Source organism: Streptomyces aurantiacus (assembly GCF_027107535.1).
Lineage (GTDB): Bacteria > Actinomycetota > Actinomycetes > Streptomycetales > Streptomycetaceae > Streptomyces.
The window spans coordinates 55,587-78,477 of the sequence record NZ_CP114282.1 but is presented as its reverse complement, the minus strand read 5'-3'; the positions used below and the strand labels follow the sequence as shown (position 1 = coordinate 78,477).

The window sequence follows — 22,891 nt, the reverse complement described above, 5'->3', positions numbered from 1 at the left end:
CCGTGTCGTTCTCGTTCACCAACCCCGAGCCAGACCGTGATGACCAGTCGTTCTCGTTCACCGGCTCAGACCCGGCCGACATCGACAGGCAGCTCCAGACGATCACCGACATGGCCCACGAGATTCTCCGCCTCGTCGCGAACGTCCGCAGTCAGATCAACACTTGACCGCCTCCCCGCCCAGAACGCGGAGAACAGACCCCACCCAGCTCGAACCTCGCGCCCCGCCCGGATCCCTCCGGGCGGGGCGTCGCTGTTCCCTGCCCGCACATCAACCATCTCTCGGGAGACCGACCACCGTGCGCCGATACCGCTACCGCTGCACCGTCTGCCGCACCACCAGCCCCGTCGTCCACGAAATCGAGGCCCTGACCGCCGTGGGCGAGACCCACCGGCAGACTCTCCCCGTCCCGCGCGCGGTGCTACCCATCGCTGCCTCTCCGGGCAGCGGCGGCTAGCAAGGACGGGCTACCGGGCGTCGCTGTCGTCACTGGGCTTCAACGGTGTGTCAATGTCTAAAGTTCAAGGATTAGGGCGACCGATTGGACGGTGTCATGGCAATCGTGAAAGCCCCCGCGCGTCCACTGACATACTGTGCGCGTCTCACTACCGTGCATGGATGCCAAGTGGGACGACGGAGCCGACGCGGTACACGCAGCAGCTGCCTGATGTTTCGAAGCTGCAGGTAGGACTGTGCGCCACGGCGACCGCTCTGGGGCTGGGGTGGGCACTGGTCTATTTGTGCCACCCGCTCTGGTGGAACCGGCCGAAGGCCGGGGAGGTGGGCCTGCAGCTCGCCGGGAACGGTGCGAGGGCCCGGGAGGTCCTCACCAAGCAGGAGGCGCCACTGTTCCTGGAGGGCATCTGGCAGGACTGGGTGATGTTCATCCCCGGGTACACCCTGCTCCTCGCCGGGGCCTTCAGCCTGGGCCGCCTCCTCCTCTACCGCGACTCCGCTCGGCTGTGGGCGCTGCGCGGCCTCGTGCTGACCGGGGTCATGGCACTGGCCGACGCGGCCGGCGAGAACCTGTTCCTCGCCGAGGCCCTCGGCCGAATCAAGAACGACACATATCCCGATCTGCCACTCGCGGCGGCCGCCTGCTTCGCCCTGCTGAAGTGGACTCTTGCAGTGCCGCTGGCCGTCACGGCCTTTTGGGTCCTGGGGCTCCTGCTGGCCAGAGGCCTCCGCCCACCGCAGAAGGTCATCAGCGGAAAGACGGGCCGGACCAAACCGAAGATCTCGTACACCTACGATGTCGCCGCTGACACGGCGAGCGGCGAAGACAGGCCCGATGTAATCGTTCCGCCGCTGGCCCCGCACGACTGGGTACCGCGCGGCAAATGGACCGCCCCGCCGCCGAAGGGGGACAGCGGCACGGAGCCGGACGCCGCGAAACCGACGGACAGCACACCGCAGACCGGGGACAGGAGCACAAATCCGGGCGTCGCGAAAGACAGCGAGCCTCCGACGGGAAACAGCGGTACACAGTTGGGCGACAGTGCCCTGGCCCGCTGGCGCACCCGTGCCTACCGACTGCCCGGACGGAAGCCGGCCGAGTCGGGCTTCTGCGTTTCTGGCGGCGGAATCCGCTCCGCCGCCGTCACCATGGGCGCGCTCCAAGCCCTGCGTCGACACCTGCTGAAGTCCCGGTATCTGGTGGCGGTGTCCGGCGGCGGCTATACGGCTGGCGCACTGCAACTCGCCCTCACCCCACAGCCCACCGGCCAGGACGGCAACCCGATTCGGCCGCAGGAGCATCTGGCCACCCTCGCGGATGCGTTCGCGGCCGGCAGCCCGGAGGAAGACCACGTCCGCCGGCACGCCAAGTACCTGGCGGACAGTCCCAAGGAATACCTGGTGGCCGCCGGCACCGTGCTGCGCGGTCTGGCCCTGTCTTTCAGCCTGCTGACCCTGGCCTTCGCCGCGCTCGGCCAGTACCTCCGCCTCTTCTATACGCACCTGCCGCTCACCGACCTGAGCCGGTTCATCTGGCGGGCCCCGAAGTTCACCCCGACCTGCCGCGTGCCAGTCGAACCCGCCTGTTTCCGCGAGCAGTTGGTGTTCCCAGCCCTGAAGCTGTACCCGCATGCCTGGGTATCGGTCCTCGCCCTGCTCGGGCTCGCCGGGGTGCTCTCGGTGGTGTTCGCACTGTGGCAGGTCTACGGCTTGATGTTCCGCCGGCCCTGGCACGCCTCCGGCCGATCACAGTTGCGCGATGTGAAGTCCCGCCGGCCCTGGCAGCGCAGCACGGTCACGGCGGTGGTCGGGCTGGCGGCGGCGGTGTCCATCTACGTGATCGTGCTGCCGGCGGTGATCTGGTTCTTCACCTGGCTGGCCGGCTGGCAGTGGGTGCCGGGGAACGGCGGACGGGCGCTGGGGCTGCTGGGCGCGGTCACCGCCGCGGCGACCGCGCTCGGCACCCTGTTCGTTACCGCCTACCGCGGTGTGAAGAAGGTGCTGCCCACCGGGGAGAAGGCGCCGCTGCGCAGCGGCGGTAAGACGTTGCTGGCCAGCGTGGGCTCCCGCGGCTGGATCCGTGCCGTGGTCTGCTGGCTGGTCCTGCTGCTGGTGGCGTTTTTCGGCCTCGCGCTGATGTCCTGGACCGTGGTCCACTCGGGTCGGTGGCACTGGGCCTGGCAGGCGGGAGTGCCGGTGGTGCTGATCGTGCTGGCGGTGAGCATCGACCAGACCGTGTTCAGCCTGCACCCCTTCTACCGGCGGCGGCTGGCCGGGGCCTTCTCCCTGCGGCGGGCAGTGCTCCGGGACGGTTCGGTCGGCGTGCTCCCATACGACTACTTTGCCGAGGGCACCCCGCTCAGCCGGTACGCGGCCCGGGTGGAGAAGGAGAAAGAGACCTTCCCGCAGGTGCTGTTCGTGGCCTCGGCGGCCGTGTCCACCCGCAACCGGACCGCACCCGGCCGCCCGGCGGTGCCCTTCACCTTCGCCGCCGACTACGTGGGCGGCCCCGACACCGGCTGGGTGCGCACCGACACCATGGAGAAGACCGCTCCGCCGCTGATCGCCCGGGACCTGACCGTGCAGTCCGCCGTGGCCGCCTCAGGGGCCGCGTTCGCCTCCGCGATGGGCACCCAGACCACGTTCATGGAGCGGCTCCTAGCGCTGACGAACCTGCGGCTGGGCACCTGGATCCCCAATCCGCTCTACCTCGCGGAGCTGGTTGCGCAGGGCCCCGACCACAGGCTGCCCCGGCTGCCCTGGGTACGGCGGCTGCGATACCAGCTCCAGGAACTGGTCAACCGATACTCCGACACCACCCCCCTGCTGCTGTGCACCGACGGCGGCCACTTCGACAACCTGGGGCTGGTGGAGCTACTCCGGCTACGCTGCCGGACGGTCTTCGTGATCGACGCCAGCGGGGACGACCCGCCACTGGCCACCACACTGGCCCAGGCCGTCACCCTGGCCTACGAGGAGCTCGGCGTACGGATCACGTTCGACGGCCCGGACGACCTCGACCCGCTGGACCTGGTGCCGGGCAGCGGCACACCCCGGGGACCCGAGGAGCCCATGAAGGCACTCAACGCCAGGTTCTCCAAGCGGTGCGCGGTACGCGGGACGATCACCTACCCCGAACGGCTTCCGTTCTCCGAGGGGAAGCCGCCCGACGACAAGGGCACAATCATCTTCGCCAAGGCCAACCTCACCTCAGACATGCCCTACGAGCTGCTGAGCTACGCCGTGGAGGAAGAGGCGTTCCCGCGCATTTCCACGATGGACCAGTGGTTCGACCACACCCAGTTCGACGCATACCGGGCGCTCGGCCACTTCATGGGAACGCAGGCGGCGGACCTGACTCCACGCCCGCCCCGCGAGCCGTAGCTGGCCACGCGGTCTGCTTGACGCGGCGACACATTCGCAGCTCTCGAACCCGCGCGTTGTCGGCCCCTAGAAGCTGACCGCGTGCAGGTTCCGCTGCTCTCAAGCGTGAGAATCTGCGAACCTGTGCGCTTTCGCCCGCACCGACGGCAAGTCCAGCCTGCTGCTCGCCTTCACCGGCGCGGCCCTCGCCGGGCTTGCCTCGCTCGCCGACCGCCAACTGCCCGCCGTCACGCAGGCCTTCGGCGCAGCCGGCGCCCTCGCCCTGGCCGCCGCTTCCGTGCTGCTGCTCCTGGTCGTCCGCCCCCGCTTAGGCGGCAGTGACCGGGCCTCGTTCCCGTACTGGGCACGCCTGACGGAAGCCGAGATCCGCGCGTGCATGCACGGCGACACCCGGGCCGCCCGGATCCGGGTCCTGTCCCAGATCGCGCTCGGCAAGTACCGCCGTCTCCGGCGTGCGGTGGACCTGATCCTGACCGCCCTGGCCCTGCTGCTCCTGGCCGCGCTCGGCGCCCTGGCCTGACGGTTCCGCGTCCCGCCCCGCACCCCACCCCATCAGGGCGGCTGGTGCGGGACGGGGCGCAGGACCGGACAGCCCGGCCCGGCACACCTCTTCTGGGAGGGAGCTCCACATGCCCGACACCCTGACTTCGCCCGCACGCGCTTACGCGGCGGACTCCCCGCTGGCGCACCTGCTCGACATGGCGCAGGCCTTCGACGCACCCGACGCCGACGAGCAGCGCGAGGACGCCGTCACCACTGCCGCGCACCACGTCTACACGGCCTACCCGGACACCCTCGCCACGGTGGTCGACGCGTTGGACTGGCAGGGCCACCCGGCCCTGCCAGGCACCGGCACCGGCGCTGGCCCGTTCGAGCCGAGCGCGGTGGCCTGGCTGGACGGCGGCCTGTGGCTGCACCACACCCTGCGCATCAGCGAGGACGACGGCGCCCGCGACGTGCTGACGCTGATCGTGCCGTGCACCTGCGGGCACGGCTACACCGACATCGTCCTCGACACGGAAGACGTCCTCATGGAACTGCTCGCGGAGCTCCGGCCCACTCACGGCCTGTCCCTGCACGACGACCGCACGCCGGGCTGGCGAAGCGTGCAGTCCCTGCCTCCGCTGGGTGGCCACCGCGGACTACCCGAGTAGGGGCAGAACACCTGCTCACAGCCCGTACAGCACGAGGCGCACCCACATAGCCGGGACAGTCCCGGGGGTGCGCCTCTTTCCATGTCCCTCGCACGACGCGAAAGGAAGCACGCATGACCTCGCTGCTCTCTCCCGAATTACCGGACGGCCTGGTGGTGCTCATCGGTCCGGCCGGCGCCGGAAAGTCGACGCTCGCCGCGACCTGGCCCGCCTCGCAGGTCCTGTCCCTCGACGCACTGCGTGAAGCGGTCAGCGACGACGCCAGCGACCAGGAGGCGACCGCCGACGCGGTCGATGCCCTGCACCTGCTCCTGGAACGCCGGATGGCCCGGCGGCTGTTCACGGTCATCGACGCGACGAACGTCAGCCGCGAGGCCCGGGCGCCGCTGGTCGCCGCAGCCAAACGGCATGGCATGCCAGCCACCGCCGTGGTCGTAGCGACCCCGGCCTCCGTGTGTGTGGAGCGCCAGGGCCCGCGCCCGGCCAACCGGACCGTGCCGGACGACACGGTCCACCAGCAGCACAAGGCGATGGTCCACGCCCATCCAGCGCTGCGGGCGGAAGGCTTCCACGCGGTGGTCTTCGCGGACAGCCTCTACCGGCTGCTGCCGTTCCTGGAACGGCTGAGCGGCGTCCGGGCCGCCGACCTCGGGCAGGGCGACGGCGACGGCCTGGGCGATCTGCTGCTGGTACGCCGCATTTTCGGACCGGAGATCGTGCCGCTGTGGCGGTGGAAGCCCGGCTCGAACGCCGCCGGCGGTGACCGCGTCGCGCAGATCCGCCTCGGTCAGATGTACCTCACCCTCGCGCTGCGCACCGACGTGGACGGTGAGGGGGACATCGGGTTCGACGTGATGCTGCCGTGCCCGCACGACGACGAATGCACCGGCTACGCGTGGGCGCCCGCCTACAGCGTCACCTGCCTGTTCCGGGCGCTGAACGGCGACCTGGACGGTGACGAGGACATCGTCTGCACCGTCCACGGCCCGAATAGCGACGACGACCAGGACGACGACCACGCCCTGCAGGAGTCCCGCGAGGCGATGCCTGTCTGAGGGCCCCGGGGCGGCCGCAGCATCGGCTAAGAGGCAGGCCGGCCGTCCCGGGGATGCTCCCGTCCCCGTCACGAGACGGACGCACCATCCAGCATGCCCGACCGCCTGGTCGGACCAGGAATCAATGATCAAAGACAAGAGGCGCACCCCACCGCCTGGACAGCCCGGGGTGCGCCTCTCCCATGCCCGCCCGCAAAGGGGCGAGAACGGAGACCATCATGCCCGGATCCGGCGCCTTACGGCTGCCGTCCCGCACACTCGTCATCACCGCGGCCGCCGTGCCGCTGGCCCTGGCGGTCCTCGCGGACGACGTCCGCGTACGCCGCCAGCTGCACACCGCCCGCCGGGACCCGCTCACCGGCCTGCCCGGCCGCGACATCCTCATGGACCGCATCGACCGGCTCGCCCGAGCCCGCCGCGAGCTCCTGCACGTCCTGGTCGCCGACGCCGACGGCCTGAAAACCGTCAACGACACCCTTGGGCATGCCGCCGGTGACGCCCTGATCGCCACGACCGGCCGTCGCCTGAGCGCCTGGGCCGCCGCCCGGAGCGGGCTCGCCGCGCGCCTGGGTGGTGACGAGTTCGGCGTCGCTCTGCTGCTGCCGCGCGCCGCAGCGGTCCGTGAGGTCCTCGCGCTGCGCGAGCTGCTGGCGCAGCCCGTCCATCACGACGGGCAGCCGCTGCGCGACCTTGAGGGGCGGATTCTGCGTCCGGCGGTGTCGATCGGTATCGCCTGCGCATCCGATCTGCCGGACGGGGCCGGTGCCTCGCGGCTTCTGCGGGGTGCGGACGTGGCGATGTACCGGGTCAAGACCGGCCAGCAGCCGCCCGGCTATGTGGCGACCCGGCAGGATGCCTACACGCCCGCGGTCCACGGCCGCCGCCCAGGCCGTCCCGGCACCCACCTGCCCGTCGCATGACTGCCCGGGCCCGTAAGCCGGAGCCGTTCGAGCCGGGTCTGGTCCCGGCTCCCGGCGATCTCCTGGACTGGCGGGACGGCCGCCACTTCGACCGCTGGCAGGACCTGCCCTGCGTGCTGTGTAAGAAGCCGACGCCGATGCGCTCCCACCTCAGCGAGCCCGTTCACAAGACCTGCGCTGAGGACTGGATCACCACGAATCCGGTGAAAGCCCGGCAGGGCCGGTTCGCCTCCGACGACCAGCCCAAGCGCGGCAACGCCTCCGACGACCACGCCTGACGGCACGACGTCCCCCTGCACTCTCCCCCGTTTCGATCACTCCGCAAGGAGGGCTTCATCCATGCGCACTGCGACCACCCCCGCCCCCGAGGCCGACCCCCGGATCCCCTTCCCCCACACCAACACGGTCCTGGCCTGCCGCACGAACCCCGCTCTGTTCGTCCACGAGCACGGCCAGACCAGCAGCAAGGAAGACCGGGACCGCATCGAGCGCGCCCGCACCGCATGCCGCGGCTGCCCCATCGCCGCCGGCTGCCTCAAGTGGGCGCTCGCCAACCCGAAACTGACCCCCACCGGCATCTGGGCTGCCACCACCTCCTGGGACCGAGCCGGGCTGCGCCGCCGCCTCCAGATCCGGCACGGACTCGACTGGGTCGGCGTTGTCGCAGCGGCCGACCGCGACCGCGCCCGCCGCAACCAGGCACGCCCGCCGGCCCCCGACCCGGTACCGGCCGCGAGCCCCATGTGGACCAGCCACTACCAGCCCTGGCGCGAGCCGCTCACCCCCGGCCAACAGCAGCGCAACCGCGAACTGCTGCACCTCCAGGCCTGACCGGCCCGCCCCTCTGACCGGCCCGGGGCAGCCGCCGGCCACGCGCCCGGCTGCCCCGGCTGCCACCCCTGTTCACACACGTGGGGCGCGCCTCGCCACCACAGCACCGGCACGCCCCACCACCGCCCTCACGAGGGAGGCCCCACGAGATGACCACACGCGCTGCCCGGGCAACAACCGCCCCGGAGCTCCTGCGCATCGCCGAAGACGAACTCCAGCGCCTGCGCGGCCACATGGCCGCGGTCGCCGCGTTCATCCACGACCCCACCCACGACCTGACCGCCCGCCACGCCCTCGCACAGCACCTCCAACTCCCCCACCCCGCACCCACCGGCCCCGCCGTGCCAGCAGCCGGGAGGCGGGGCGAGATCCCCTCGCCCCGCCTCCCATCGGCCCATGAGCACATGCCGCCATCGAGGAAGGAACCCGCCCATGAGCACGCTCTCCATCGTTGACCGTCTCATCGGCCCCGAGCGTGCCGCCCGCGTCATTCAGCCTCTGGTCCGCGAACTGATGACGGACGATCTGCTGCCGGAGACCGTCGCGTACCGGATCGTCTGCGAAGGCGTCCTCGCCGGGGACCCGTGGCTGCTGGCAGAGCCCGGCCAGGGATGGGCACTGCGCTCCGACGTCACCGAACCGGCCCCCGCCCTGCTGGTCATCATCCGCCGGGACACCGACCAGCTCACCGTCGAAGACCCGTACGGACAGCGCCACCAGATCCCGCTGTGCGCGCTGGCCGCCTACGAGCTGGAGCAGTGGTGCTGGATGCGTCCGGACCCGGACAGCGACCCCCACGACTCCTGACGCACTTGCCTCGGCTCTCACGGCCCGGGTGGGCTGCCTTGCACCCAGGCAGCCCACCCGGGCCCTTTCACGCTCCCACGGCCGAGACGGACAGCCCTGAACGAACTCGCCACCGGCACCGACAAACACGCCGACGCCACAGATGAGGACGCCTTCGTGCAGTTCACCGTCGACCACACTGACCATGCCGCTGCCGCCGGATACGCCGCGCACAGCCTCCCCGCCCGGCCGCCCGTCCCGGTCCTGGCTGCACTGCTCCTGGACGCCATCGAGAGGAGTGCCGTCTGATGGCCCTCGCGTCCAGGAAGAGGAGCCGTACCGCCACGCACCGGCCGGCCGCCAGGCGCCGCCGGTTCCGTCACGACGACTACGTTGCAGTTGATCTCTTCAGTGGCTTCGGGGGGCTTACCGAGGGCGTCAAGCGGGCCGGTTTCACCACGATCATGGCCGCGAACCACAATCCCTACAAAGTCCAGGTCCACGAGGCGAACCACCCGGAAGCCGAGCACTGGATCGCCGACCTGGTCGACCCCGACGCGGCGGACTACCACTCCGCCCGGGACCTTCCCGCAGCCGATCTGCTGGTTGCGGGCGTGAGCTGCACCAACCACTCGATCGCCAACACCGTGAAGGCCTACGCGCAGGGCCTGACCTTGTTCGGCATGGATGATCCCGACTTCGAGGAGCGGGTCACACGTTCCGAGCGCGACCGTGCGACAGCAAGCTGTGTGCTCCACTACGCGGCGCAGCACCACCCGCGGCTGATCCTCATCGAGTGCACAACCGAGCTCACCTCGTGGGGGCCCGCACTGCCGAACCGTCCGAAGGTCGGCGACGGCAGCACCTACCGGTGGTGGCTCAAGCAGTTCGGCCTGCTCAACTACCGGCACAAGGTGCTGTATCTGAACTCGCAGTTCTTCGGCGTGCCGCAGTCCCGCGACCGGCTGTACCTCGTGTTCTGGGACCAGTCCCTGCCCGCCCCGGACTTGGAGCACCGACCGGTGTCGCGGTGCCTGCGCTGCGAAAGGGACGTTGAGGCGGTGTGGTCGTGGAAGACCGGGGTGCCGCCGTCCGGGTCGGTGCGCTACGGCAAGCAGTACGAGTACCGGTGTCCCTCGTGCCGCACTCCGGTGGTTCCTGCGATGCCGCCGTCGCTGGCCGCGCTCGACCTGGCCGACCTCGGGACGCGTATCGGTGACCGGAAGAAGCCGCTCGCCGGGACGACGATGGCCCGGGCGGAGCGCTGCCGTCAGCGGTTCGCCGACTTCCCCGCGGTGCTCCTGCCGACGGAGACCGTGCACGGTGCGCAGCAACATCCTTGGCAGCCGGCGGCGGTTCAGGCGGGCGGGCCGGGGGCCTCGATCCTGGCGACCGGCGCGATCATCGCGGCGGCGGGCAACACGTTCGAGCGCCCGGGATCGAACTGCCGCTCGCGCGGCTTCGACCAGCCGCTGTGGGCTCAGCCCGCGACCAACACCACCGGCCTGATCACGCCTTCGGTCGCGGTCGCCACCGGCAGCGTGATCGCCGCGCACCGGCACAACGGGGACGGGCAGCACATCACGCGGCCGATGGACACCGTGACCTCCACGCACGAGAAGGCGGTCCTGCTCGCGGTGGACAACTACCAGGGCGGCCCGCGTGGTGTCGGCAGCCCGCTGCCCACCCAGGTCGGCTCGGAGACCCTGGCCGTGGTGTCCTCCGGAGTGATCCCCTACCGGCAGAACACCCTGCCCGCCGTGCACGGCGAAGCAATGCCCACGGTCACCGCGGACCAGATTCCGGGGCTGCTCACGGCCACCGGGACGATCAACCGTGGGCTCGAAGCGCAGCTCAGGGCCGAGTGGCGGGCCGTCCTCGCGGGCCTGCCGCTGGAGGACTGCTACTTCCGGATGATGGCCGCGCACGAAGTCGGCCGCGGCTGCGGCTTCGACGTCAACTTCCGCGACTACCGCGGCAGCTTCACCGTCTGGGGTTCCGCCCGCGACCAGGTGGACGGATTCGGCAACGCCGTATCCCCGCAGGTCGGAACCTGGATCGGGACCCGGCTACGAGCCGTCCTCCACACCCCCGCCCCTACCTCCGGCTGACCACCCTCACCACCCGCCCCCAACGGGCCGCGCCCACCGCCGTACCAGCGCGGTCCGCCCTGCTCATCGTCCATCGGGACAGTGAGGTTCCCCCTGTCGGCCGGACAGCTTGATACTGGGACGGATGGTCCCGGAGGAAGCAGTCAGAGGTAGTGGGTAACAAGAGCAACATGAGCAAGCGGTACACGGCCGAGTTCAAGCGGGACGCGGTCGCCCTGGCGTTGTCCTCGGAGAAGACGGTCACTGAGGTCGCGCGGGATCTGGGCGTGAGTCCGGAAGGGCTGCGCGGGTGGGTGAAGCAGGCGAAGGCCGACCGCGGTGAGGGGCCCGCCGGGGCTTTGACCACTGCGGAGCGTGAGGAGTTGGTCCGGCTGCGGCGGAAGGTTCGCGAGCAGGAGGCCACGATCGAGGTTCTGGGAAAAGCGACCGCCTTCTTCGCTCAGGACAAGATGAGGTAGACACCGCGGCACGGTGTCGTTTCATCGATGCGGAGAAGGCATCGGAGGGTAATCCTGCAGGTCAAAGCATTGCGTTTCTGTGCCGTGTGCTGGGAGTGCCCCGTTCCACCTACTACGCGCACAAGGCGTCACGGCCGGCCCGGACGGTGCGGGAGCGGGCCGAGGAGGTACTGGTGGGCGAGATCCGGGTGTTTCACGCCGGATCTCGCGGTGCCTACGGGGCCCCGCGGATCCACGCCGCCCTGCGGCGGGCCGGGCGGGTGGTGAACTCCAAGAAGGTCGAGCGGTTGATGCGCAGGCACCGGATCGTCGGGATCACCCGCCGCCGGCGGCGGGGCCTGACCCGGCAGGCGAAGCGGGCGGTGTTCGCGCTCGACCTGATCGGCCGGGACTTCACCGCGCCCCGGCCCGGGATGCGGCTCGTCGGCGACATGACTGAACTCAGCACGCTGGAAGGGAAGTTGTATCTGGCGACCTGTATCGATCTCGCGACGCGGGAGGTGGTCGGCTGGGCGGTGGCCGACCACCACCGCGCCGAGCTGCCGGTCAATGCCCTGCGGATGGCGGCCGGGCGTGGCGGCCTGGAACACGGTTGCATCATGCATACGGATCGCGGCAGCGAGTACACGAGTGACGAATTCCGCACAGAAATACGCAAGTTGCGCATGGAGCAGTCGATGGGGCGCGTCGGCTCTTGTTACGATAATGCCGCCGCGGAGAGCTGGTTCGCCCTCCTGAAAGCGGAGATCGGGACGACCATGTGGGAGACCCGCGAGGCCGCCCGGGCCGACGTTTTCCGCTACGTCGAGGTCGAGTACAACCGCAGTCGGCTCCGTGGGCACCCCGACTACGGGTACGTCACCCCGCTCGAAACGAGATCCTTGCTCAGGCAGAGCCTCGTCCCGGCAGCGTAAACACCCGCTGTCCAGTTCGCGGGGGGAACTTCAATCGCTCCTAGAGGCATCGCTTCAACGGAATGCCCGCAGGACTTCTTGACGATCCGTACAGGTCGCAAGCGATCGGGCGTGGCTTTGCGGTGCTGCGGCCATGGCCGGCTCTGCGGTCCCTCAGGGGTGCCGGCGGCGCGGAAGCGAGTCGGTGAGCTTGCGCTCGGTCGCATATCCGCGCCACCGTAACGCGACCGTAGCAGGCCGCTGTTCGGCCGGTTATCGCTGTCCTCGCTTGGGCCCCTGAGATACTGGTCCACCTCTTGGTCCCTAGCATCGTTGCTGCAAAGAGCGTGGGGGTCCGGGGCAGACGGTGGGCATCGGAAGCAGGTAGGGGTATGGCTGGCGGGGGTAAATGGTCAGAACTAGAGGCGTTCTGGCCGGCTGAGGAGCTGGTGCGGGACCGGGACCGGCTCATACCCAAGATTGTGGCCTGCTACGAGGCCGCGCACCCTCAGGGGAAGCAGCCCTCAGCGAGCGACAAGGATTCGTGGCGGGAAAGCGTCTACGAGTTGGCCACGGCGTTGTCGGATCTCGGGCTCGGGCAGGTGTACGTCTTCGTGGAGTACCGCGTCCATCCGAGTATGAACCCGATCGACGTGGTGCTCGCCGGTGGTCATCCGGACGGTGGGCTCAGCTTTGCCGCAATCGAACTGAAGCAGTGGAGCGAGGCCGAACGTCCCGATCCATCCAAGGCGAAGGACGGGCTATGCGCCCAGTGCAGGAGCGCCGTCACGGCGTCGCTGTGCGACGACTGTGCCGTGGAGAGAGTCTTTGCGCCCTTCTACGGTCGCCACAAGAAGCACCCTGCCATACAGGTCCAAGACAACTTGGACGCACTCAGGCGCCATCACAGCATGTTCGACGACCGGTACGTACACCTTGTCGGGGCCGCATACCTGCACAACCTCAAGGACCCACAGTCCCAGTGGATCAGCAGGGTCCGGCCGGCTGCAGGCATTTCGACGTTCACTGCCCGCCAGCCGGCGGACCTTCGCAAGTTCCTGAAAAGCCACTTCAGCCCTACGCCGGACGCAACAGCGGCGCAGGAGCTCTTGGCCAGGCGCCGCTCGACTTCGCTGCTGACGTCCGAAGCAGGGGCGATCGTCAACGGCTACACGAAGTTCAGCTTGCTGGAGAAGCAGCGCGAAGCAGTCGATGGCATCATGGCCGCGGTCCGGACCCCGTCACCCGGCGCGAAGAAGGTGTATGTCGTCAGCGGCCGGGCAGGCACGGGGAAGTCGCTGGTGGCACTGACTGTGCTGGGCCAAGCCCTCAACGAGGGCGCCGACGCCCGCTTCGTGTCAGGGGGCGTGGCCTCGCGGGAGAACTTCAAACGCGGCGTCCGGGGCAAAGGCAAGGCCTTTACGACCTTGAACCAGGCGGCGGACAAGCTGGGCCCCAACGAACTTGACCTTTTGCTGTGCGATGAAGCGCACCGGCTTACCGAACGCCCGATGACGGGCTCGTTCTCCATGCGGCCCGGCGAATCCTCGGTGTCTGTGATCGTGAGCCGTGCCAAGGTTCCCGTCTTCTTCATCGACGGCGACCAGCGACTGTTCGCGGAGGAGATCTGGTCCGAGAGGGAACTCATCGACGCGATCCATGAGTTGAGGGCGGAGGTGGTGCCGATTCATCTCGATCGCGCCCTGCGCGCGGTCGGAAGTTCCACCTACGACACTTGGGTTCAGCGTCTCGTTCTCGGCGATCCCCTGCTGTGGAACCCCGATGCAGGAGAGGACCGGGAACCGTTCGAGCTGTACTACACCGATAGCGCTGCTCGTATGGAAAAGTTCCTGCAGTCGAAGCTGGATGCGGGGTTGAGTGCCCGGATGTCTGCCGGGATGTGCTGGAAGTGGACCGATGACACGGGCACTGCCCCGGATGTCGCGCCGGAGGAGGGCTGGGCAAGGCCATGGAATGCCGGCGACAACCACAGGACGCCCGGTGTGCCCAAGCGCCGGTTCTGGGCCACGGACCCGGGGGGCTTCGGACAGATCGGCTGTGTCCACACGGCACAAGGCCTCGAGTACGAGTGGGGCGGCGTCATCATGGGACCCGATCTCACCTGGACTTCAGACTCCTGGGCTTTGAACCGCCAGCATGTGCACAGCAAGGCCAGCCGGGTCCGCTCCGACGACGAGTTGGCGGAGCGGGTCCGCAACGCGTACGGGGTTCTCATGACCCGCTCCATTCGCGGCACCGTGCTGTACTCAGTAGATCCGGCCACCCGTCAGCTCTTCGCTGATCTGGGCGTTCCCAAGATCTGAGGCCTCCGTTCCCGGCCGTGGCGGCGCTGCTCGTCGTCGGCAGGACGCCAGCGCGAGGGTCAGAACTCTGGATGTAGTTGTCGCCGGTGGCTCTCGCATGCTGCCAGTAACGGTGTCAAAAGGCTCTGGCCAACGTGCGATGACCGCCTGCGCGCCGCCGTGGACGGCTCGCGGACCGTCAACAGACCCGGCAACCTGCAGAACCACCAGTTGGGGATCAGTCGGTTTCGTCGCGCAACTCCGCGGCGAGCTCTTCGAACTCTTTGAGGGCCATGCGCAGATCATGTACCACGTCCCGGGCAATCTCCTCGGGAGGCGCCGGCCGACCAACGCCGGTCGGCTCCGGGGACCACGTGAGGTCCAAGCGTGCCTGGTCCTGGTCCAGCACATCCTGGACGTCGAAGCATCGAAAGTGGTCCGTCTCCACCCGGTCCGTACGCGGTCGGCCCGGCAGATACGCAGAAACGAAATCGTCCAGGTCAGTCCGGAGAAGTGGGGCGTGGTCAGGTGCGAACTGCCGGCCCGAGCGCAGGTCGTAGACCCAGACCTTGGCGGTTCGGGGGCGGTCGTCCGTGCGGTGTGACGGTCGGTCGAAGAAAACGACATTCGCCCTGACCCCGCCACTGTAAAAGATCCCGGCAGGCAGCCTGAGCACGGTATGGACGTCGAAGTGCTCGAGCAGATGCCGTCGCACCGTCTCGGCTGCGCCCGTGGCGAAGAGAATGTTGTCCGGTACGACGATGGCTGCACGCCCCGGCCTCGCTGTCAGCGACATGACGTGTTGCAGGAAGTTGACCTGCTTGTCGATCGATCCGGTCACGAAGTCTGCTCGCGCGCTTCTGCCGAGCAGCCGGCACTGATCACTGTGGGCGACGCTCTCGTTCACGCCGACGAAGAGGGCTGCATCGGTCCACGTTGCGATTCCCTTGTGCGCCAGGCGCGGGCGGCATGCTACGACTTGGACCGTCGCGCCGACATGGTCAGGGGAGTTGGCGCGGCACAGCACCGACGGGCCGAGCACATCCGCACCGGCTACCTCGACGACCTGGGCACCGTGCCGGGAGGCAGACTTTCAAAGGGCCCGGCAGCCTTGCGGCAGGACACCGGGTCAATGAGGTCCATGTACCGGAACAGTGCTGGATGGCGTCTTCGCCGGTGCGCAGAACCACATCCGTGACGCAGGGCTGCTGGGCCGCCTTGTGCGCGACCTCTTCGATGCGGGGACGTGGAGCGCGCACGGTGCTGATGTCCTGGGCGAGGCCTACGACGCCCAAGCGAGCCGATCAACACGACGACCTGATCTCCAACCACCTGGCAGTCCTGGCCGGCCAACTTCCCGGGACCCCCGCGTGGTGGTTCGTGCGCTACCGCAGCCCTCACGACGCGGACCACATCCGGATGCGGATCCAGGTTGCGGGCCCGGCCCAGCGCGGCGCTTACACGGCCGCCGTCGGCGCCTGGGGCACGGTGCTGCGCCAGGCTGGTCTGATCAGCGACCTCAGCTTGAACACCTACTCACCGGAGATCGGCCGCTATGGTTCCGGCCCCGCGCTGTCCGGCGCCGAGGCGGTGTTCGTCGCCGATTCGTATTTCGCCGCGGCAGCCCTCACCGGCTCCGGGCTGACCGGCGTGAACGGCCAGGCGCTCGTGGCCACGGGCCTGGTCGACATCGCCCGCAACCTCCTCGGGCCGGACAACGGGCTGCGCTGGCTGGCCGAGCGCACCGTGCAGGCCCCCGCCGCAGCGCGCACGGTGACCGATCAGGCCGTCGCGCTGGTCCGCGCGGAAACGCCCGCTGCCCGCGGCTGGCAGACGGCGCTCACCACTGCCTGGCACCACCGCGCCGGCGCCCTGGCCATGTACCGCGAACGCTACGGCGCTATGGACATGAACGCAGTTCTGGAGTCCCTGCTGCACATGCACCACAACCGACTGCGCGGGGTCAATCGCGACGACGAGAAAGCGTGCCGCCGCATCGCCCGACAGGCAGCCCTCTCCTGCCTCGCCTGGACGGGGACAGACAGCTGATGAACCGCCCCAACGATGAAGCTCCCGGCTGGGGACAGTCGCTGTACTACGGCGCCGCCGGCATCACACTGATGCACGCCGCGACGGCCGCCCGCACCGATGCCAGCGGCACACAGACGATGCAGCCGTGGGCCACGGCCATGCTCCGCAGCCCGATCGTGGCCACCGAAGCAACCAGCCTGTACGAGGGCGCTCCCGCCGTCGCCTACGTACTCACCTTCCTCAACAGCCCTGCCGCAGCCCGCAGACTTGCCGAACTCGACGGCCACGTACGGCGGCTGACCGCTCAGCGGCTTGACCGGGCCCACGCACGCATCGACCGCGCCGCCCTGGCCGACACAAGCGAATTCGACCTCATCAGCGGACTCACCGGCCTGGGCGTCTACCACCTCCGCAAGAACAACAAGACCGAGGTCCGCGACATCCTCACCTACCTGATCCGGCTCACCGAACCCATCACCGCCCAACGGCAGACGCTGCCCGGCTGGTGGAGCACCGGCAGCATCCGAACACCACGACCAGAAGACACTGGAGGCCACGGCAACTTCGGCATCGCCCACGGCATCGCCGGACCTCTCGCACTCCTGGCAACCACCGCCCGGCACGGCTACACGGCGCCCGGCCACAAGAGCGCCATCACCCGGATCTGCCACTGGCTCGACCAGTGGCAGATCGGCCTTCGCGAAGATGCGCGCTGGCCGGAGTGGATCAGCAGGGCCGAGCTCCGCCGCGGCCAGAGCAAGCAGACAAACCCCCGGCGCCCCTCGTGGTGCTACGGCACTCCCGGGATCGCACGCGCCCAACAACTCGCCGGACTCGCCCTCGGCGACACCGCCATCCAGGACCAGGCAGGGCTGGCACTGGCCGGATGCCTCCGCAACGAACACCAGCTCGCCCTGCTCACCGATGCCTCCCTCTGCCACGGGTGGGCCGGACTCCTACAGGTCACACGACGCGCAGCCCACGATGAGAAAGGAGGCCAGCTCTCAGAGCTTCTCCCCCGCGTACAGGCCGGCGCCGTCGCGCATCTCAAGCGCCACGGAATGCCCGACAGCCCCGGCCTCATGGAGGGAAACGCCGGACCGCTATTGATCCGGCCCGACCGTAACTCAGCCACGCCCGACACCAGTTGGGACCTCTGCCTGCTGTTGAGCGGCTGACCCACGCAAACAGGCAGTGCACCACCACGACCTAGCTAGGCTCTGCCCCTTCCCCGCTCCACGAGGCGGCCGGGCATCCCCGGAAGGAATCGACATGACCGAACCGAACACCCCACAGGAACTGCGCAACCGCCTGGTCGACCGCATCGTGAAGACCAACGTCGCCGGCCTCTACGACCCGCGTGTCGAACAGGCCATGCGCACCGTGCCCCGGCACGACTTCATCCCCGGCGCCTCACTGGAAGACGCCTACGCCAACCAGGCCGTCACCATCAAGGACAACCCCAACCCGGACGCCCTGCCCCTCAGCTGCGCCTCGCAGCCCGACGTCGTGTTCTTCATGCTCGCCCAGCTCAACATCCAGCCAGGCGACAACATCCTCGAAGCCGGCGCGGGCACCGGCTACAACGCAGCCCTCATGCGCCACCTCGCCGGCCCCTCCGGCCGGGTCACCACCCTCGACATCCACGACGACGTCGCCGCCCACGCCCGGCACCGGCTCGACAACACCGGCTTCACCGACGTCCGCGTCCTGACCCGCGACGCCGCGATCGGCGCCCCCGAGTACGGCCCCTACGACCGGATCATCGCCACCGTCGGAATCTGGGACCTGCCCGCCACCTGGTGGGATCAGCTCTCCATCGGCGGCCGGCTCGTTCTCCCCCTGCGCTGGCGCGGCCTGACGCGCAGTGTCGCCTTCGTCCGTGAAGCCGACTGCCTCCGCTCGGAGTCCGTCGCCACCTGCGGCTTCCTCCCGATGATCGGCCAGGACGGCGAGCGTGAGGGCTACGTCGACCCGGACCGCTCAATCAAGCTCTACTGGGACGCGGATCAGACCATTCAGCCTCTGAGCCTGCGCCAGAGCCTCGCCGAGGTGAAGGAACACCTCCTGTGGACCAACGTTGCAGTCGCCCCGGACGAACCGCTCGATGGGATCTGGCTCCGCCTGAGCGCCTCCGACCCAGCGACCTGCCGCATCACCGTCCGCCCCGAAGCCTTCGCAAGCGCCGGGAGCCTACACCGCCCCGCCATCCCCGCCCTGAGCCCCGCACTCGTCGAGGGCGACTCCCTCGCCTACCTGATCCTCGAACCCGTAGAAGTCCAAGGCAACAAGCGATACCGCCTCGGCGCGGCCGGATACGGACCCACAGGAGCCGAACTAACCGAGCGGCTGTGCGAGGAACTACGCGCATGGGACCTCGACCGCACCCTGCCCCCGTCGATCATCGCCTACCCAGACGGGACACCCGACGAGAAACTGGCCAGCGGTCACCTCATCAACAAGCCTTCCGTACGCCTCGTCATCACCTACTGAACGACCCGGCTTCGGCCGCTGAGCAGGCAATCGGCGGCCGAAGCTGCAGCAGACGCCGCGGCTGACGCGGCTCTCCCCGTATGCAAAAGGCCTTCGAGCGGCCCTCGTTCTTCATGGGAAAGACCTCCACGTGGCCGACGAGTACCCGGCCCGTTCCACTGCCGCCTCCAAGGATCCTGCCCGGCTGATCATGGCCTGTGGGAGGATGCGGTCCATGACATGCATGCGAAGGGGCCGTGCCGCGTAGAACACCAGCTTCACTTCGGTCGCGGGAACGCGGCTGGGGAAGACACTGCGTGCGGTATCGCGATGTCCCCAGACTGTCGGGAGCAGCAAATGCCGCCGTCCGGGTGCTCGAACGGGAACGATTGTCTCCGGGCGTCGTGGCAGTGGCGTTGAGCGTGTGGTCCGTGCGCGTCCATGGCACCAAACGCCGTTGGAGACGGTGGGAGGCTGAGTTCACCTGCCCTTGCTGCGGTGAAGGCTGGGCCCGGGACAAACTGCAAGACGCTCTGTTCATGCTTCCGCCAAGAGCCGCCGCCGAACTCCGGGTGCAGGTGGAGCGCTTGGACGTGGTGCTCCTCGGGCGCACACATCACGAGCCGATGGCAGACCCAGAGCTGGCGTGGTGGCATCGCAGGTGCTGACCTCGCCCATGCCACAAACGTGTTCCCCGTGAAGGGTGGCGCTACCGATGTCGGCCTTCGTCAGGATGTTCGTGTCCAAGCGAGCGGCACTATGATCGCCGCGCTTGGACGCGGCGCAGCTGACATGGGCATCGACTACTCACTCACGACGACGTCGAACGGCGCCACTGCTCAATCACCCGGATGGCAGCGACCTTGTCGACTCTCCTCACGCTGCCGAACTGTCAAAATGGGCGCCTGGGCTATCCGGAAGGAAAGCGTCCGTGAGTATCCAGTTGTCGGCGAACATCGAAAACGGCCGGAGCGGGGCACGGCTGGCCGTTCGCGCCGGAGATGCGGTGACGCTACACGCCAAGGACACTGCAGCGCCCGACGCACCTCCTGCCGGACATTGGACACACCTGCCGAACGGCTCCGCAGCCAGCAGCACGCTCGACGGGTCTACAGGAGCCGAACTGTCGGTGGTTATGGCGCGCAGTTTCGCGCAAAGCGGCGCCTACCGCTTCGTCCCTGACGATCAGCGCGTCGTGGACCAGCCAGCTGAGATCGTTCTAACGGCCCGCCCGCGATGGTGGTTCACTACACCGCACGCGGCTCGCCTCCTGACCTTGCTCGTCGGCTACGTTGCAGCGGCCTGTGGGCTACTGGTCAACTGGGGCGGGGGCGACTGGTGGAACTCACAGACCTTGTACACCGTGCGCAGCTACGGGTTTGCGGTGTTGACTCTGGTCGTCTTCCTTTGTCTGACGCATCTTCTTGGCAAGGGGTCCGCCGAAGGAAAGAGCGGGTTGGTCACGCTCTTTGTCGGCGCGGACTTGCGGGCTTCTACTTCAAAGTTCCAGTACGTGGCCTGGACGTTCCTGATCGGTTTCGTGCTGGCCTACATTGCGGCGCGATCCTCGACCGCGGGCACACCATTCGCGTGCAAAACCGAAAGCCCCGGAGCGTCAACGAAGAACTGTGTGCCGCCGGAGCACTGGGACACCTACCTGCTGCTGCTCGGGGTGCCAGCAGCAGCCGCGGTGGTCACCAAGGGTATTACCGCCTACAAGGTAGCCAACGGCATCGTGCAGAAGACCGAAGCCACCGAGAACGCTGGAGTTAACCCGGCAGACTTGGCTCGCGACGATCACGGCAACGCTGACCTCGCCGACATCCAGTACCTCCTGTTCAACATGATCGCGGTGGCCTATGTCGCGGCCGTCTTCGTTGGGCGGGGGACCTTGCCAACGATTCCCCCGCTGCTGGTCGGGCTGACCAGCACAGCGGCTGGCGCATTCGTGCTCAACAAGTCGCTGCAAACGAATCGGCCCACCATCCGCGCGGTCGCACCATCCCGAATCACCCCAGGCGCACCCATCGATGTGTCTGGACAGAACCTGTTCCCGGATTCCACCAACAACACCGTTCAGATCAAAGTGGGAGGCGCACAGACAGCGGGCACGAAGCGCGACGCAACGACCGTCCGGTTCACTGCACCACCTGGCATGGACCCCAACATCAGCACATTGAGCATCGTCACGGCGACGGGCACGGAGTCGGACAGCTACACGGTGGCCGTGGTCGGGCTGCAGATCATCGGATGGGCTGGCGCCGCGCCGCAGCCCGGCAAAGTCGGCCACCTGCAAGTCACCGGACTGCCTCCCCAGCAGGAAATCACCGCGCCTGTGACCGTAGTAGTCGGCGGCCGAGCTCGAATGGCGACCGTCACGAACGGCGATGCCTCCGAGATCGTGTTCACGGTGCCTGGAGATGTCGAAGGCCCCACCCAGGCAACGCTGCGGTGGAACGGCTTGGCCAGCGATGCCGCGACGCTTGAACTTGCACCCATCCTGCAGGCCCCGTAGAAGGAACCGGTCTCCCGACCGTCTCAGTGGACGTTAAGTCCGCTTCTGGTAGCGGCCACGTCCGGGTTGAGTGAGGAAGCCTTGGCGGGTGAGGCGTCCGAGGCGGCTGCGGGTGATGTTGACGGATGCCTCGTCGATGGGCATGCCGATGCGTTCGTGCAGCTCACGGGCTCGGAACTCTTGATCGGGATGCTGGTTGAAGGTGTTCACGATGGCCTGGTAGGCGGTGTTCGTCTCGGACGGTGCGGGCTGGCCTGAAGCCGGTGCCAGTTCGGCGATGACCTTCCGGGTGGTAACCAGATTCGCGAGTCGCGCTTCGGTCTCGGTCAGGGCGGCGGTCAAGTGATGGATCTGGTCACGCAGTTCGTCGGCACGGGCTGCGGTCTTGTCGTGCTGGGCCTGGAGGTCGGCCAGGAGCTCGATGACGTTCACGCGGCCAGTCCGAGGGTGTCGCGCCAGGCTGGACTCGGTGTGGTGAGGCGGCGGGTCATGTTCGCGATGGAAGCCCAGTAGACACGCGAGGTGGAGGTTTCGGGGCGGTGGTCGTACTCGCGGGCCAGGCGGCGGTGCAGCATCAGCGTGCCGTTGACCTGCTCCACGATCCACCTTTTCGGCTGCGGGACGAAGCCTTTGCCCTGGTCGGCCGGGTTGCGGCGGACGACTTCGACGTCGATGTCCAACAACGCGCCATGGATGAGGACTTCGTCCTTGAAGCCCTGGTCCACCAGAGCCTTCTCCAGACGCATCCCGCACCGCTCGGCGGCCTGGTCGAGCAGGGCTGTGCCGGCCGTGTTGTCGTGGGCGGATGCGGCCAGCACCACGACGCCGATGATCAGCCCCAGAACGTCGACGGCCAGGCCCCGCTTGCGGCCCGACACCTTCTTGTTGGCGTCCAGGCCCGTCGTGGTCTTCGGGACACCCGCGGCCGCGCGCACGGACTGGGTATCGAGGATCACGAGGGACGGGTCCTCTAATCGCCGGGCCTTCTCCCGTACCTGGCAGCGCAGGAGTTCCTGAATCCGCTGGTCAAGGCCGTCCTGGCGCCAGAGTGTGAAGTAGTAGAACACCGCCGACCAGGCTGGCAGGTCATGGGGCAGGTAGCGCCACTGGCAGCCCGTCCGGTTCTGGTAGAAGATCGCGTTCACGACCTCCCGCAGATCGCAGGATCCGGGATCTCCGGTCGCTGACCGTGCCACCCGGTCCTGTTTCCAGGCCGTGATCATCGGCTCGATCAACGCCCACTGCTCGTCCGCTAAGTCGCTGGGGTACGGCTCTCGCTCCATGCCCGCATCTCAGCATGCACATGCCCAGCGGATGGCCTGCCCGACGATCAGTACCTCGATCGAGCGATCACGAACCGAGGAAGATCGGACTTAACGTCCACTGAGACCGTAGATCTGGTCCCGTCCGGTGCGCATTGGGGCGCGGCAGGGCAGCAGTTGATGGGGATATTTGAATCTCCCCACCCCCTGATCAGGGTGGCCCCGGAGTCGCTCGGCTTGATTCCCCAGGCAGACCAAGC

Annotated in this window: 22 protein-coding genes; 19 read left to right on the top strand and 3 right to left on the bottom strand. The window is 68.4% G+C overall.

The features are described from left to right. Positions 1–2: 2 nt before the first annotated feature. From O1Q96_RS00325 to O1Q96_RS00255, 15 genes are all read left to right on the top strand, one after another. A complete protein-coding gene (locus tag O1Q96_RS00325) occupies positions 3–167 on the top strand; it encodes a hypothetical protein (RefSeq protein ID WP_269246269.1) in 165 nt (54 codons plus the stop codon). A 451-nt stretch (positions 168–618) separates the two neighbouring features. Further along, positions 619–3,840 carry a patatin-like phospholipase family protein gene (locus O1Q96_RS00320; protein ID WP_269246268.1) on the top strand — a complete coding sequence of 1,074 codons (3,222 nt, stop codon included), beginning with the start codon at positions 619–621 and terminating at the stop codon, positions 3,838–3,840. 121 nt (positions 3,841–3,961) lie between these two features. Then, positions 3,962–4,360 carry a Pycsar system effector family protein gene (locus O1Q96_RS00315; protein WP_331276016.1) on the top strand — a complete coding sequence of 133 codons (399 nt, stop codon included), beginning with the start codon at positions 3,962–3,964 and terminating at the stop codon, positions 4,358–4,360. Positions 4,361–4,469: 109 nt separating this feature from the next. After that, a complete protein-coding gene (locus tag O1Q96_RS00310; protein ID WP_269246267.1) occupies positions 4,470–4,994 on the top strand; it encodes a hypothetical protein in 525 nt (174 codons plus the stop codon). Positions 4,995–5,107: 113 nt separating this feature from the next. Then, positions 5,108–6,049, top strand: coding sequence for an ATP-binding protein (locus tag O1Q96_RS00305; RefSeq protein WP_269246266.1), 942 nt, complete (start codon positions 5,108–5,110; stop codon positions 6,047–6,049). Positions 6,050–6,267: 218 nt separating this feature from the next. Next, a complete protein-coding gene (locus tag O1Q96_RS00300; protein ID WP_269246265.1) occupies positions 6,268–6,969 on the top strand; it encodes a GGDEF domain-containing protein in 702 nt (233 codons plus the stop codon). Further along, entirely contained in the window at positions 6,966–7,247 is a 282-nt protein-coding gene (locus O1Q96_RS00295) for a hypothetical protein (protein WP_269246264.1), read from the top strand. Before O1Q96_RS00300 ends, O1Q96_RS00295 begins: the two co-directional genes overlap by 4 nt. A gap of 61 nt (positions 7,248–7,308) precedes the next feature. Continuing rightward, positions 7,309–7,800 carry a WhiB family transcriptional regulator gene (locus O1Q96_RS00290; protein ID WP_269246263.1) on the top strand — a complete coding sequence of 164 codons (492 nt, stop codon included), beginning with the start codon at positions 7,309–7,311 and terminating at the stop codon, positions 7,798–7,800. A gap of 149 nt (positions 7,801–7,949) precedes the next feature. Beyond that, positions 7,950–8,255, top strand: a complete 306-nt coding sequence (locus O1Q96_RS00285; RefSeq protein ID WP_269246262.1) for a hypothetical protein — start codon at positions 7,950–7,952, stop codon at positions 8,253–8,255. Beyond that, positions 8,233–8,607, top strand: coding sequence for a hypothetical protein (locus O1Q96_RS00280; protein WP_269246261.1), 375 nt, complete (start codon positions 8,233–8,235; stop codon positions 8,605–8,607). The genes O1Q96_RS00285 and O1Q96_RS00280 overlap by 23 nt, the downstream gene beginning before the upstream one ends. 156 nt (positions 8,608–8,763) lie before the next feature. Continuing rightward, complete coding sequence (locus O1Q96_RS00275; protein ID WP_269246260.1) at positions 8,764–8,895, top strand: hypothetical protein; 132 nt, start codon at positions 8,764–8,766, stop codon at positions 8,893–8,895. Further along, positions 8,895–10,697: a DNA cytosine methyltransferase gene (locus O1Q96_RS00270; RefSeq protein ID WP_269246259.1), complete on the top strand. Its 1,803-nt coding sequence runs from the start codon at positions 8,895–8,897 to the stop codon at positions 10,695–10,697. Before O1Q96_RS00275 ends, O1Q96_RS00270 begins: the two co-directional genes overlap by 1 nt. 170 nt (positions 10,698–10,867) lie before the next feature. Beyond that, positions 10,868–11,155, top strand: coding sequence for a transposase (locus tag O1Q96_RS00265; protein ID WP_269246258.1), 288 nt, complete (start codon positions 10,868–10,870; stop codon positions 11,153–11,155). A gap of 23 nt (positions 11,156–11,178) precedes the next feature. Further along, positions 11,179–12,069, top strand: a complete 891-nt coding sequence (locus O1Q96_RS00260; protein ID WP_269246499.1) for an IS3 family transposase — start codon at positions 11,179–11,181, stop codon at positions 12,067–12,069. 428 nt (positions 12,070–12,497) lie between these two features. Continuing rightward, positions 12,498–14,372 (top strand): DNA/RNA helicase domain-containing protein, encoded by a 1,875-nt coding sequence (locus tag O1Q96_RS00255; protein ID WP_269246257.1) that lies wholly within the window; start codon positions 12,498–12,500, stop codon positions 14,370–14,372. 217 nt (positions 14,373–14,589) lie between these two features. Here O1Q96_RS00255 and O1Q96_RS00250 read toward each other — a convergent pair whose 3' ends face one another. After that, positions 14,590–15,393: an HsdM family class I SAM-dependent methyltransferase gene (locus tag O1Q96_RS00250; protein WP_269246256.1), complete on the bottom strand. Its 804-nt coding sequence runs from the start codon at positions 15,391–15,393 to the stop codon at positions 14,590–14,592. A gap of 224 nt (positions 15,394–15,617) precedes the next feature. On the opposite strand from O1Q96_RS00250, the gene O1Q96_RS00245 reads away from it, so the two are divergent. From O1Q96_RS00245 to O1Q96_RS00230, 4 genes are all read left to right on the top strand, one after another. After that, positions 15,618–16,400 carry a thiopeptide-type bacteriocin biosynthesis protein gene (locus O1Q96_RS00245; RefSeq protein ID WP_269246498.1) on the top strand — a complete coding sequence of 261 codons (783 nt, stop codon included), beginning with the start codon at positions 15,618–15,620 and terminating at the stop codon, positions 16,398–16,400. Beyond that, the gene (locus O1Q96_RS00240; RefSeq protein ID WP_269246255.1) at positions 16,400–17,560 is read left to right on the top strand and encodes a lanthionine synthetase C family protein; all 1,161 of its coding nucleotides are present in this window, start codon (positions 16,400–16,402) and stop codon (positions 17,558–17,560) included. The genes O1Q96_RS00245 and O1Q96_RS00240 overlap by 1 nt, the downstream gene beginning before the upstream one ends. Positions 17,561–17,654: 94 nt before the next feature. Next, positions 17,655–18,875, top strand: coding sequence for a methyltransferase, FxLD system (fxlM, locus tag O1Q96_RS00235; protein WP_269246254.1), 1,221 nt, complete (start codon positions 17,655–17,657; stop codon positions 18,873–18,875). A 910-nt stretch (positions 18,876–19,785) separates the two neighbouring features. Then, positions 19,786–21,369 carry an IPT/TIG domain-containing protein gene (locus tag O1Q96_RS00230; protein ID WP_269246253.1) on the top strand — a complete coding sequence of 528 codons (1,584 nt, stop codon included), beginning with the start codon at positions 19,786–19,788 and terminating at the stop codon, positions 21,367–21,369. A 33-nt stretch (positions 21,370–21,402) separates the two neighbouring features. On the opposite strand, the gene O1Q96_RS00225 is transcribed toward O1Q96_RS00230, so the two are convergent. Both O1Q96_RS00225 and O1Q96_RS00220 read right to left on the bottom strand, forming a co-directional pair. Then, complete coding sequence (locus O1Q96_RS00225; RefSeq protein WP_269246252.1) at positions 21,403–21,801, bottom strand: hypothetical protein; 399 nt, start codon at positions 21,799–21,801, stop codon at positions 21,403–21,405. Next, entirely contained in the window at positions 21,798–22,652 is an 855-nt protein-coding gene (locus O1Q96_RS00220) for an IS5 family transposase (RefSeq protein ID WP_269246251.1), read from the bottom strand. Before O1Q96_RS00220 ends, O1Q96_RS00225 begins: the two co-directional genes overlap by 4 nt. Positions 22,653–22,891: the final 239 nt, after the last annotated feature.

Coding starts and splice junctions, on each gene's coding strand:
- O1Q96_RS00290 (WP_269246263.1), top strand. CDS start 7,309: ATGCGCACTGCGACCACCCCCGCCCCCGAGGCCGACCCCCGGATCCCC.
- O1Q96_RS00280 (WP_269246261.1), top strand. CDS start 8,233: ATGAGCACGCTCTCCATCGTTGACCGTCTCATCGGCCCCGAGCGTGCC.
- O1Q96_RS00285 (WP_269246262.1), top strand. CDS start 7,950: ATGACCACACGCGCTGCCCGGGCAACAACCGCCCCGGAGCTCCTGCGC.
- O1Q96_RS00265 (WP_269246258.1), top strand. CDS start 10,868: ATGAGCAAGCGGTACACGGCCGAGTTCAAGCGGGACGCGGTCGCCCTG.
- O1Q96_RS00245 (WP_269246498.1), top strand. CDS start 15,618: ATGTCCTGGGCGAGGCCTACGACGCCCAAGCGAGCCGATCAACACGAC.
- O1Q96_RS00310 (WP_269246267.1), top strand. CDS start 4,470: ATGCCCGACACCCTGACTTCGCCCGCACGCGCTTACGCGGCGGACTCC.
- O1Q96_RS00305 (WP_269246266.1), top strand. CDS start 5,108: ATGACCTCGCTGCTCTCTCCCGAATTACCGGACGGCCTGGTGGTGCTC.
- O1Q96_RS00270 (WP_269246259.1), top strand. CDS start 8,895: ATGGCCCTCGCGTCCAGGAAGAGGAGCCGTACCGCCACGCACCGGCCG.
- O1Q96_RS00295 (WP_269246264.1), top strand. CDS start 6,966: ATGACTGCCCGGGCCCGTAAGCCGGAGCCGTTCGAGCCGGGTCTGGTC.
- O1Q96_RS00300 (WP_269246265.1), top strand. CDS start 6,268: ATGCCCGGATCCGGCGCCTTACGGCTGCCGTCCCGCACACTCGTCATC.
- fxlM (WP_269246254.1), top strand. CDS start 17,655: ATGACCGAACCGAACACCCCACAGGAACTGCGCAACCGCCTGGTCGAC.
- O1Q96_RS00240 (WP_269246255.1), top strand. CDS start 16,400: ATGAACCGCCCCAACGATGAAGCTCCCGGCTGGGGACAGTCGCTGTAC.
- O1Q96_RS00220 (WP_269246251.1), bottom strand. CDS start 22,652: ATGGAGCGAGAGCCGTACCCCAGCGACTTAGCGGACGAGCAGTGGGCG.
- O1Q96_RS00320 (WP_269246268.1), top strand. CDS start 619: ATGCCAAGTGGGACGACGGAGCCGACGCGGTACACGCAGCAGCTGCCT.